An 11984-nucleotide genomic window follows, 5' to 3' on the forward strand; every position below is an offset into this window, starting at 1 on the left:
CCGCTGGCTTTCGCGGCTATATCCACTGAAAGGGGGCGGCAGGATCGGCAATCCGCCGCCCAGTGTCATTGCTGTTCGGAGCGCGTTTGGGCGACCGAATGGGATTTTTGCATTCGGTGGCCCATAGAATTGTCTGGGCTGTCGGGAAGCAGAACCACAAGCAGATGCCTAAGCGCGCGGTCATGCTGTCATTCCCAGCCCTCCATCGCGTGGTGGGCGACACTCATCTGCAGCCTGCAAGCGCGGGGCGGTTCGCGCATCGTGGACTGCCCAAGGAAAATGTTGCAGTGGTTAGGCAATCAGGGCCAATCGATATCGGGATCGCCTCGAATTCGCATTCCGTTCACATGCGTTCCTGATCATGGGAAGCGCCGGGAGCTTGCTTGATGTACAGACTCTTTGAGCAGAGCGCCAATGCAGCTCAGGAGAGCGCGGGGCCGCGGCGCGCGTTCTCTTGCCTGCTGCGACCCAATGCGAATTCTGCCGCTTTCGCTGCGCCTATGGTGAATCCCGGTTGCGGATTCTGAAGATCCAACTGAAAGCAGACGGCCTTGCGACAATTCCTCTCCTCGATGCATGTCCGGATGGCAGTGGTCTTTTCGGCCATCTTCGTCGTCTTCATCGGCGGATTCCTGCTCTGGTACGAATCCCACCGCCGCGCTGAGCTCGAGGCGGAGCTGGCGGCTGAGGTGGCATCGGTCGGCTTCAATATCGCAACGGCGGTCGCCGCGGCGGCGGAGGCGGGCCGGTCGGAGGATCTCGGGCATCTGCTGCGTCTCGGCCAGGGGCTCCGCTCGGTCCGCTGCGTGACGCTGCTCGACGCAGCGGGCAAGGTGATCGAGAGCTGGCCGACCGACAGCTGCGCTGCGCGGGCCGCGAAGAAGACCGCCGTCTTTCCGGTCCGCGGCGGTGGCGATGTCCGCATCGATCATGGCGGCAGCTGGGTCCGCGACACGATCCTTTACGAGCTTCAGTATGTCGGCGCAGCGCTCGGCCTATCGCTGTTGACCGCGCTTCTGGCCTCGATCCTCACCAATCACATGATCGTTCAGAGACGCCTTCAGCCCGTGCTGCGGGCGGCGAGCCAGGCGCGAGCCGACGTGGAGCAGCTGCGCCGGATCGCAGAGCAGGACGACGAGATCGGCAAGATTTCCGCGGCGTTCGTGCAGCGGATCGAGGCAGAGCGGGCTGCTGCAGAACACGAGCAGGAATCCCGCCTTCAGGATCAGCGATCGGAACGCGACCGGCTGATGGCCTCCATCTTCGACACGCTGTCAGAGGGGTTGCTGACCCATGACCTGAACATGAAGATCGTCGGCTGCAACGCCGCCGTCTGCCGTCAGTTCGGCTACACCGAGGCTGAGTTCCTCAAGCTGCACGTCAGCGATCTGATGCCGCCGGAGCAGTTCGAACTCTACAACCAGGTCTTCCAGGCCTATCTGGCCGGGGCCATCCCGCTGCCTGACCGGCAGACGACGATGACGGCGTTGCACAAGTCCGGCCGCCGGCTGATGGGCGATATCTCCTTCAGCGAGACCGTGATCGATGGCGAGCGGCTGTTCACCGGCGTGCTGACCGATCGCACGGCCGAACGGGAGGCCCAGGAGACCGCCCGAATGCTGCAGGAACGCCTGCTGGCAGCCATCGAGGCGGTGCCGGACGGCTTCGTGCTGTTCGACGCCGAGGACCGGATGGTCATCTGCAACGAGAAGTACCGGGAGATGTATGGCCGCTCCGCCGACATGATGACCCTTGGCACGCGGTTCGAGGACGGGCTGCGTGCGGGCGTCGGCCGCGGCGAGTATCTGGATGCGGTCGGCCGCGAGGAAGAGTGGATCGCCCAGCGCATGGCCGCCCACCACAATCCGCCGGACGAGCCGATCGAGCAGCAACTGGCCAACGGGCGCTGGATCCGGATCACCGAACGGCGCACGCCGGAGGGCGGCATCGTCGGCTTCCGCACCGACATCACCGAGTTGAAGCAGCGCGAGTTCGAGCTCAGCCAGGCGCAGGAACGGCTGGTCTCGGCCATCGAGGCGGTGCCGGACGCCTTCGTCGTCTACGACGCCGACGACAGGCTGGTGATCTGCAACCAGAAATACCGCGAGACCTACGACAAGAGTGCCGATCTGATGGTCCAGGGCACGCTGTTCGCAGACATCATTCATCACGGCGCCTGGCGCGGGCAGTATCCAGCCGCCATCGGCCGGGAGGAGGAATGGATCGCCGAACGCATGGCCGCCCACCGCAATCCGCCCGAGAAGCCCATCGAACAGCAGCTGGACGGAGACCGGTGGCTGTCGATCGTCGAGCGGCGGACGCCGGACGGCGGCACGGTCGGCTTCCGCACCGACATCACGGAACTGAAACGCCGTGAATTCAGCCTGCGGGAGAGCGAGGGCCGCATCCGCGCCACCATCGACGCCGCGCTCGACTGCATCATCATCATGGACCGCGACGGCAATGTCGTGCGCTTCAACCCGGCCGCCGAGAAACTGTTCGGCTACGACGCGGCGGCGGTGGTCGGAAAGGAGATGGCGGATCTGGTCATTCCGCCGGACCTCAGAGAGGCGCACCGCAAGGGGCTCGCCCACTACCTCGTCAGCGGCGAGGGCCCGGTGATCGGCAACCGGATCGAGATCGAGGCCATGGATGCAAACGGGCGCATCTTCCCGATCGAGCTGGCGATCAGCGTCGCGGACGGGCGCGGCGGACCCGAGTTCATCGGCTATCTGCGCGACATCACCGAGCTCCGGGACGCCCGGGCCGAGCTGACGCTGCAGCGCGACCGCGCCGAGGAGGCGAACCGTGCCAAGAGCCGGTTCCTTGCGATGATGAGCCACGAGATCCGCACGCCGCTGAACGCGGTGCTCGGGGTACTGGGCCTGCTGACCGAAACCCCTCTCTCCGGGGACCAGGAGAAATACGTTACCACCGGCCGCCGCTCCGCCGAGGCGCTGCTGACGGTCATCAACGACATTCTCGACTTCTCCAAGATGGAAGCCGGGAAGCTGGAACTGGAGGTCTCGCCCTTCGACCCGGCCGATCTGGTGCGGCTGGTGATGGAGGTACTCGAACCGCGGGTGCGGGAGAAAGGCGTGGACCTGCGGCTGGAAGCCGACCCCGACCTGCCGGCGCCGCTGCTCGGCGATCCGGGCCGCATGCGTCAGGTGTTGCTGAATTTCGGTTCAAATGCCGCACGTTTCACCCAGCAGGGCGAGATCGTGTTCCGCGTCGAACAGGCCGGCGGTCACAAGGCGAGGCCGAGGCTGCGGTTCTCGGTCACCGACAGCGGATCGGGCGTTTCCGAGGAAGTGCGCGACCGGCTGTTCACCGAGTTCGCGACCACCGGCGACGGCGATGCCCAGCTCGGCGGCACGGGTCTTGGGCTGGCGATCTGCAAGCGCATCGTCGACGCCATCGGCGGCGAGATCGGCTTCGAGAGCGAGCGCGGCCGCGGCAGCACCTTCTGGTTCGAGGCCGATCTGGAGCGGGCCTCGCTGTCCGCGCCGGCGGAAGCGGCCGCCGGCCCCGCCATCGACGACGCCGACACAATCGCCCGGCGCAGCCACGTGCGCCTTCTGGTCGCCGAAGACAATCCGGCGAACCAGATGGTTGTCCAGGTGATGCTGCAGAAGGCCGGCTTCGCCATGGACCTGGCCGGCAACGGCGCCGAGGCCGTGGAGGCCGTGGAGCGGCGTCCGTATCACGCGGTACTGATGGATATCGGCATGCCGGTGATGGACGGGCTGGAGGCGACGTCCGCGATCCGGGCCCTTCCCGGCGAACGGGGCCAGGTGCCGATCATCGCCATGACCGCGCATGTGCTGGAAAGCGAGAAGTCGAACATCCTCGCATCGGGTATGGACGATTTCGTCGCCAAGCCGATCGACCGGGCGCATCTGATCCGCACCATCGACCGCTGGGTGCTGACCGAGGCCCCTGTGCCGGAGGCGGTGGCGCCCGAACCGCAGCACGAACATCCGCTGTTCGATCCCGAGGTACTCGACCGCCTTGCGGAGGAGACCTCGCCGGAGGTCATCCCGCAGATGCTTCAGGTCTTCACCGAACATCTGACCGAATCGCTGCCGGAGATTGAAGCGGCCTCGGCAAGCCACGACGCGGCCTCACTGGATGCGGTCGCTCATCGTATCGGCAGCAGCAGCGGCTCTTTCGGTGCGATGCAGCTGTTCCGCACCTGCCGCGCCATCGAGGCGGCGGTCGCGGCCGGCAATGAGGGTGAGGCCTTCCAGCTCGCCGCCGGCTTGCCCGAATTGGCAAGACGATCGATGCGGGAAATGGAAGGCCACGCGACACGACACTACGGAAACTGAAGCCCTCCGGGGGGAGGGCCCAGGGTTCACCCCACGCTACGAAACCGGAAACCCAGAAGCCGGGGCAGCCACGGCAAGAGCGCCGAGAGCTGCCGGAAGCGGCGGGACAGGCCCTGGAAGGGCAATTCCATCTCGCGCTCGTTGAGGACCGTCCCGGCGATGCGCCCGCCCATCTCGGTCAGACGGTCCGTGGCGGCCTGCAGCCGGGCCGCAGACGTCACCGCGCCGGCAACGGCCAGATAGGTGACGTCGAACAGCGCCGTGACCGCGCAGCCGTCGACCGTTGCGCTGGTCCGTCTGGCGGCGACAGGAGCGCCATCGGCGACGATCAGGTCATAGCTCGCACCGAGCGTTTCGAGCTCTGCGGCAAGCAGGCTGCCATCCTTCTGTCCGGAACGCCTCGCGCCGGCCCAGCTGCGGATGCGGGTGACATCCAGGGTGCGGCCGGGGATGGTCTTCGGCGCGGTCAGCACACCCTCGAGTGGCTGAGGCCCGGTCTCCAGATCCAGGAACAGGACCTGCTCGGTGTAAGGCTTCAGCGGATCCAGATCGACGAACAGGACCCGCTGGCCCGACATCACCGCCCGCTGGGCGACCGCCCAGGCGAGGGTCGAGGCGCCGGCGCCACGGGTGGCACCGGTGAACAGCACCGCCGGGCAGCGCTCGCCGCCTGCCAGCGTGCGGAGCTGGTTCAGGATGCGGTCCAGCTCCACATGGTCGATCGGCAGCGGGGTCATCACAGCGCCCCCAGCACGGCGAAGATGGAGACGACCTGGAAAACGTCGCGCACGCCGTTCATGAAGATCTGCCAGTCGCTCTGGCTGAGCGAGGGGACGTAGACCGTGTCGCCCTTTCGGACCACCGGCAGCTCGGAGAAATCGCCGCCGCGGGCGAACTGGACCAGGTCGAAGGCCGTTGCCTTCGGCTCGCCGTCGACGACGTGGACCACGACGATCTTTTCCTGCCAGGCATCAGCGGCGGGGCCGCCGGCCTCGGCCAGCAGATCCAGAATGGTCATGCTGTCGTCGAACTTGTAGCGCCCGGGGTTGCGGACGGACCCGAGCACCCGGACCATGGCGGCCGGATCGGTCTCGGTGTAGTCGCGGTCGCGGCCGGGGACATAGATCACGTCGCCCGGCACCACCTGCGGCAGCAGGCTGTCGTCGCCGGTTTCGAAATAGAGTGCCAGATTGACCTTCGAGACCCGCGAACCGCTGCCGTCGCGATGGCTGATGCGGATGTTCTGCAGATCGGCGTTCGGCGTCGGGCCGTTCGCGGCCGAGACGATGTCCAGGAAGTGCAGGCTGGGGTTGAAGGCGTAGCGGCCCGGTGCGCCGACGGCGCCCATGACGTAGATCGCGCGGTCGGAGTCCAGCCGGGTCCATTGGCTGCGGTTGTCGGAAGGATCGCGCGGCAGTTCCGGCACGGTCACCGTGTCGCCGGCGTTCAGCCGCGGCAGGTCGGCCAGCGAACCGCCTTCGTTGATGAAGCTCTGCAGGTCGAAGACCCGCGCCTCGGCCCGGTCGCCATTCTGGTGCAGTATCTTGATCCTGGTCGCGTCGCCGTACTGGGTCGGGCCGCCGGCATGGGCCATCAGGTCCAGCAGGGACATCTCGTCGGACCACTCGTAGCGGCCCGGACGGTGCACCTGCCCGATGATGCGGATGGCGCGGTCGGTGCCGATCTTCAGCCAGGACTTCTCCAGCTGGTCGGTCTTCTCCGGCACGAAGATGGCGTCGCCGGGGTGGATCGCCGGCACGGTCAGGCCAGGGCGGCCTTCGGTGTAGCCGGCCAGGTCGAAGGGCAGCACTTCGCCATTGGCGCGGATGACGCGAAGCTGGCGGGTCTCGGCATAGCGGTTCGGGCCGCCGGCATTGGCCAGCACGTCGAAGAAGTTCGCGCCCTCGGTCATCTCGTAGGAACCGGGCTTGGCGACCTCGCCCATGACATAGACGGTGCGGACGCCGGCCTTCACCTCGTCGACATTGATCGGGACATAGACGGTTGCGCCTTCCTGAAGCTTCGGCAGCAGGGTCGCATCGCCGGTGTCGAAGTACTTCTTCAGGTCGAAGACGACCGGCGCGCCGCCGTTCATGATGCGGATCTTCTCGACGCCGGCATACCGGGTCAGGCCGCCCGCGCGCATGATCACGTCAACGACAGTCTGGTCGGACTTGAAGGCGAAGGTGCCGGGATTCTGGACCTCGCCGAAGACCTTGACGGCGCCGCGCTCCTCGCCGGCGTCGCCGGCTGCGGTCAGGGTCTTCGCGTCGAATTCGACCTCGACATTTCCGATCAGCGGCGACGACGGCACGAAGATCGTGTCGCCCGACTGAAGCGCGGGAATGGCGTTGAGGTCGCCGGAGTCCAGATAGGCCTTGTAGTCGAAGACGCGGGTGTCTTCGCCGCGGCGCAGCTGGAAGCGGTCCAGCTGGGCGCCCTGGCGCAGGCCGCCGGCGGCCGAAACCGCCATCTGGACATTGCCGTACTCCGGCAGATCGACTTCCTTCGGCTCCTTCACGAAACCGAGCACGGAGATCACCAGCCGCCGTTCCTTCAACCGCACCTCCAGCTGCGAGAGATCGCGGTAGGCGCTGGACAGGGCCAGATAGATGCGGCGGCGCGCCGTGTCGACGTCGATGCCGGAGACCGGCAGCGCGCCGGCCTCGGGCAACTGGATGACGCCGCGCGAATCGAGCTGGAAGGGCGCGTCGAAATCCGGCTCGCCGGGCAGGACGATCTGGATGATGTCGCCGGCGGTCAGGACCGGATTGTCATCGGCGGCAATCGCCGGCCGCATGAAGATGGCGGCAACGATCGCAAGCAGCGCATACAGCGCAAGCGCGTGGAAGCGGGTCATTGGTGAAGCTCCTCACCTTGAGTTGACGGGTTGTCATAGGTCGACGCCGTCGCGCGGCTTGGCCGCCCGCGCGATGGCGTTTTCGATCCTTTCGATGCGTTCGCGGAGTGCGATCAGGTTCCGGGCCGCCGACGCGTCCAGGCCCCCAGCGATCTCCCGGCCGGCCCGGATGGCGAGGCGTTCGGCCAGCACCAGTTCGGCGGGCGCCCAGCGCAGCGCGTCGCGCTGCACCGCGTCCTCCAGCCGGCGCAGGCAGCGGGCATGCTGCACCTGCAGCGCCTGCTCCCCGGCATCGGCCGCGGTCACCAGATGGACCGGGTGGGGCATGGCGGAGATCTCCGCCGCGCCGCCGCCCCGGTGCTCGGGCCAGGTCACCGCGCAGCCGCCGGCCATCGCCGCGAGGGCGATGACGGCAAGCATGGAACCGGAACGCGTCATGTCAGGCGGCCTGGGCCAGCGGCATGAAGCCGTCATCGGCGCGGTCGCCGATCGCCGCGGCAGGATGAACGTTCAGCGGGCGGGTCAGCTTCAGCTGCTGCAGCATGCGCAGCGGCTGACCGGCAATGCCGCGGATCACGAACTCGCCACGGCGCATCTTCATGCGCTTGGCGATATCGACCAGCAGGCCGAGGCCCGACGGATCCATGAACGGTACGTCGCGCAGGTCGACGGTGATGTGGTCGATGCCCGGCTCGGACAGCGCCTCGATGTGGCCCGCGGCATCCAGGACGCCGATGGCGTCGAGCGGGCCCTCGGGGCGGAAGAAGACGGCGCCAGGGGCGTCGAAGCGGAACTCGGTCATGGTCTCAGTCTCCCAACGGATGGTTTCTGAGACGGGGGTTCGCAATTCCCGGCCCGCTTTTGGGCCGAGATTTTTCGTCTTTATTTCAGTTAGTTAAGAAGCATGGACAGGACGAACATCCTGCAGTGTTGCAGGATGCAGCGGTCAGCGCTGCGCTCTGGCGCGGGCAGATTGCAGCGCATGCCGCAGGAATTTGAGACGCAGCGACGGCAGCGGACCATGCCGCGACCCCCCGAATTCGCCCGGCCGGCCCGGAAAGACGAGCAGCCCGTCGCCGTTCCCGCCGAAATTCCAGGTGTCGCGGAAGATGTCGACGCCCATCGGAACGAGGCGGTAGCTCTCGATGGCCTCGTAGTAGAGAAGCCCGTCGACCCGGCCGTCGATCTGGCGGAAGAAACGGAACAGGCGGCGGGCCGGCCGGTCGATCAGCAGGTCGGCGATGCCGGTTGCCGGACCCGGGCTCCGCTCGGCTTCAGGGGCTTCGGCGCGGTGCGGACCGCAGGAACCCATGCAACTCAGATAGGTCCAGAGGCCGATGTCGGCGTAGTCGCCGAAACCGGGATGGCGGCCGGAGACCAGCCGGTTGAAGACCGGGGCATAGGTATCGACCAGTCCCTCCAGGCGAGGGTCGCGGTCCGTGGTCACCAGCACGCGCACATCCGGGGCGAGACGCCTGTAGTTGCCCAGCGTCTCGGCAAGCGCGTCAAGATCCGCCGGCTCGTCAGCGGCATAGACCCAGGCCCGGCCCTTCAGCCCCTCGATCTCGACCGTGCGTTGCAGCGCCTTCAGATAGGCGGCCGGGTCCGGATAGCGGCTCGCGCGCGGAAACCCGACAAGGCCGTGGATGACCTGATCCATCACCGTCTGCCGGAAGGAGACGCCTGACCCCGCGCCGGCATCCAGATCGAGCCGGCCGTCGACGATGGGCGGAAACTTCACATAGGCCTGCATCGGCTGAAGTCCGTGATCGCGCAGCATCGCGGCATAGTTGCGGTACAGCGCCGAGGGATCCGTGCAGGCGGTCCCTGCGCAGTGACCCCGCAACAGGTTGGCGGGGTTGATTCCGACCATGAAGGGCAGGCGCGGTCCGGCAGCCGGTTCAATTGTGCGCACCTCGATACGGACATGGCCCCCGCCGATCTCGACGGTCTCGTTCCGCTCGGCCCGCCATTCCGCCAGCACCAGGCGGGAGAGCGTGCAAGTCGCTGCGGAGCGGGGCGCCAGGACCTCGTGAAAGGTGCCGGTCGCCGTGGCTTCGTCGCTCGGCGTTTCCGTTTCCAGCGGCAGCATCTGCCAGAAGGCGATGTCCGGGCGGCTGGCCGACAGCCGGACGCAGGGATTGCCGTCCAGCTTCAGGATCGCAAGGACCATGTCGCCGGGCGCGGCGGTGCGCCGGGTCTCCGTGCGCCAGTCTTCGCTGAAGGCGGGCCGTTCGAGCGGGTGCAGAACAGACAGATCACCGGCGGACGCCAGCGACGGCAGCACCGAGGCGAAGGCTGCGATCGCGGCACGGATCAACCGGCCTGAACTCTTTCCGCCAAGCCGCAACGGCCGGCCTCCCTGTAGGCGAACACCCGGGGCGGACCGGCGCGCAGGCCGGCGAACGCCGCCATGTGTTCCCGGAACATCCGGAAGGCGGGATAGCGCCGATGGGTCACACCGTCGAGCAGATATCCGTCGGCGCCGGGCAACAGATCGGCAGCTTCCCCATTGCGGTGAAGTTCCAGCAGCCAGATCTCGCCCAGACAGCCGATGGCGGCATAACGCCCGGCGACATAGGGACCCCGGTCGCTGAAGCTGTGCGTCTCGACCCGGCGAGCGATCGCCGGGTCCAGAACGGCGGCACCGGAGCCGCGCGCAGGCATGGCAGGCGCGGCCTTGCCTGCGATCCCCGCCGCACCGAGCAGAAGCGCCAGGGCAATCGCGATCTCAGGCAGGTTGCGGGCGCGCATGGGGCGTCTCCAGCGAAGTCCAGGTGACGGCGGCGGTCAGCACCGCCGTGAACAGGCTGATGGCCGTCGCGCCGCCGCCGTCGTGAAGCCAGGCATAGCTGGCGGGCGAGACAGACATGGCCGCCAGGCGAACGACGTTCAGAGCCACGATGAGGCTGCCGAGAAAGATGGCGTGCCCCGCCCCGGCACGGACACCCATGCCCCGCGTCACCGCGAACCAGAACAGCAGCGCCATCGACAGGTTGTTCACCGAACTGCATCCGGTCATCACGAACAGGCTGTGGCCGTTGCCGGTGACGATGATGTTGGCGCGCACCGCCTCGACGGGCAGGAACAGGGATGCCAGCCAGCCAGCCAGCAGCGCATCGGCGCGAAGCAGGGATTCGGCGAACAGGGTCGTGAGCAGCCAGGTGACCGGTTCGCGCAGGCTCACAGCCAACAGGACGGCCATGCCGGCCGGGACGACACCGTTGCGCCGCCATTCTGTTGCCGCCAGCCAGCCAAACGCCGCCGCGCCGGCGATCCAGGCGATGCGGGCGGAAGGCAGCAGACAGGCCGCGGCGACCGCCACGGCCAGGACCAGATCGGAAGGCGCCGGCGGGACATCCCGCCCCTCCCGCCACAGCCGCCACATGCCGAGCGCGAGCGCCAGCCAGACCACGGGATCGACGGCGAAGAGGCCGGCTTGGGTCACAGGACCCGCCACGGCATTGCCGGCGACCACCGCCGCGGCAGCCATGTGCACTGCACCTTTCGAGATCGCGTAACTCATTTCAGAGTTCCCGCCCCAGTGCTCTGGCGTAGACCTCGAGCACTTTCGTTAACTGGGCTTCGGCGGAAAAGCACCGCCGGATCGTCTCCCGGGCCGCCTGCGACATCGCCCGGCGTTCGGCATCGGTCGAGGACGCCCGGGCGAAGACAGTCCGGGCGAGCGCGTCCATGTCGCCGGGCCGTGCGAGATATCCGTCGACGCCGTCACCAATCAGGTCCGGCAGACCGCCGACCCCGAAGGCGGCGACCGGAACGCCATGCGCCATCGCCTCCAGCGCCGCCATCGGCAGGCCTTCCTGCCGGGACGGCATCACCAGCAACGACAGGCACCGCCAGTGCCGGTCCATGCCGGGCACGCTGCCGGCCATGGTCAGGTTGACCGGCAGACCGCGAGAGAGCTCGTCCTGCATGGGACCGCCGCCGAACATGACGAAATCGATGTCGGGCAGCCGCCGCGCCAGTTCGACGAAAAGGTCCGGCCCCTTCTCGTGGCTCAACCGGCCGACGAAGCCGACGCAGCGGCCCTGCGGCCTGCAGTCCGGCGGCGGGACATCGACGAAGTTGTCGATGACGGTCGGCGTGCCCGGCAGCTGCCCGGCAATCTCCCGCGACACCGCGATGTTGTGCGACATCCGGGCTGTAAGGCGGTCGGTGGCTGTGTAGAGCGCCAGCTTGCCCGAACCCCGATCGCCGTTGTGGAAGGTCGAGACCACGGGCCGGCAGTGCAGCGGCCGGGTCATGCGGCCCAGGATGCCGGCCTTGTAGCCGTGCGTGTGAAGCAGCGAGATGCCGTTCCGCTTCAGCCAGGCCGGCAGGTTGCCGCCCTCGTGCGGGAGAACCCGAACATCCACGCCGTGCCCGGATGCGGCGGCGTCCATCGGATGCGGGCCGTGATCAGCGATCCTCAGCACCGTTGCGGCATGCCCTGCCGCGTTCAGCGCGCCGGCAAGGATCAGCACATGGGTCTCGATGCCGCCGATGTCCCGGCTGTCGAGCGCGAGCACGATTTTTTCCATGGGTCTTTTCCCCGCGAATGAGTGTCGGCGGACTCACCGCAACAGGAATGCCAGCACCGGCTCCCCGGTTTGCTGCCTCGACTGTCGCAAGGTGCTGCATTCCGCAGCGGTCGGCCGCTGCACCCCGCCAATCCGCAGCAGGCAGCGAACGCCGGGCCGATTCATCGCCAACGGCCGGAACCAGCGGAAAACAGCGCTTCGGCATGGTCCGGAGCACGACTGGCGGGCGGCTTGCGCCAGAGGCCGCAG

At 67.6% G+C, this 11984-nt stretch carries 9 protein-coding genes; 1 reads left to right on the forward strand and 8 read right to left on the reverse strand.

Annotated features, from left to right (window positions below):
* The first annotated feature begins 584 nt into the window (after positions 1-584).
* Complete coding sequence (locus ACMVY4_RS10675) at positions 585-4334, forward strand: PAS-domain containing protein (RefSeq protein ID WP_416900130.1); 3750 nt, start codon at positions 585-587, stop codon at positions 4332-4334.
* 26 nt (positions 4335-4360) lie between these two features.
* Here ACMVY4_RS10675 and ACMVY4_RS10680 read toward each other — a convergent pair whose 3' ends face one another.
* The 8 genes from ACMVY4_RS10680 to ACMVY4_RS10715 all read right to left on the reverse strand — a co-directional run bounded on the left by ACMVY4_RS10680 (position 4361) and on the right by ACMVY4_RS10715 (position 11735).
* The gene (locus tag ACMVY4_RS10680) at positions 4361-5071 is read right to left on the reverse strand and encodes a hypothetical protein (RefSeq protein ID WP_416900131.1); all 711 of its coding nucleotides are present in this window, start codon (positions 5069-5071) and stop codon (positions 4361-4363) included.
* Positions 5071-7194, reverse strand: coding sequence for an SLBB domain-containing protein (locus ACMVY4_RS10685; RefSeq protein ID WP_416900132.1), 2124 nt, complete (start codon positions 7192-7194; stop codon positions 5071-5073). The genes ACMVY4_RS10680 and ACMVY4_RS10685 overlap by 1 nt, the downstream gene beginning before the upstream one ends.
* Before the next feature lie 33 nt (positions 7195-7227).
* The gene (locus tag ACMVY4_RS10690; protein ID WP_416900133.1) at positions 7228-7632 is read right to left on the reverse strand and encodes a hypothetical protein; all 405 of its coding nucleotides are present in this window, start codon (positions 7630-7632) and stop codon (positions 7228-7230) included.
* Between the two features lies 1 nt (position 7633).
* Positions 7634-7996, reverse strand: a complete 363-nt coding sequence (locus ACMVY4_RS10695; protein WP_416900134.1) for an STAS domain-containing protein — start codon at positions 7994-7996, stop codon at positions 7634-7636.
* A gap of 144 nt (positions 7997-8140) precedes the next feature.
* The gene (locus ACMVY4_RS10700; RefSeq protein ID WP_416900135.1) at positions 8141-9514 is read right to left on the reverse strand and encodes a hypothetical protein; all 1374 of its coding nucleotides are present in this window, start codon (positions 9512-9514) and stop codon (positions 8141-8143) included.
* On the reverse strand, positions 9511-9948 hold the full coding sequence (locus tag ACMVY4_RS10705) for a hypothetical protein (protein WP_416900136.1): 438 nt from the start codon (positions 9946-9948) through the stop codon (positions 9511-9513). The genes ACMVY4_RS10700 and ACMVY4_RS10705 overlap by 4 nt, the downstream gene beginning before the upstream one ends.
* Entirely contained in the window at positions 9926-10720 is a 795-nt protein-coding gene (locus ACMVY4_RS10710) for a hypothetical protein (protein WP_416900137.1), read from the reverse strand. Before ACMVY4_RS10710 ends, ACMVY4_RS10705 begins: the two co-directional genes overlap by 23 nt.
* A gap of 1 nt (position 10721) precedes the next feature.
* Positions 10722-11735 (reverse strand): glycosyltransferase family 4 protein, encoded by a 1014-nt coding sequence (locus ACMVY4_RS10715; RefSeq protein ID WP_416900138.1) that lies wholly within the window; start codon positions 11733-11735, stop codon positions 10722-10724.
* Between the last annotated feature and the right edge of the window lie 249 nt (positions 11736-11984).

The sequence above is a fragment of the Minwuia sp. genome, from assembly GCF_048007105.1.
Taxonomy (GTDB): domain Bacteria; phylum Pseudomonadota; class Alphaproteobacteria; order Minwuiales; family Minwuiaceae; genus Minwuia.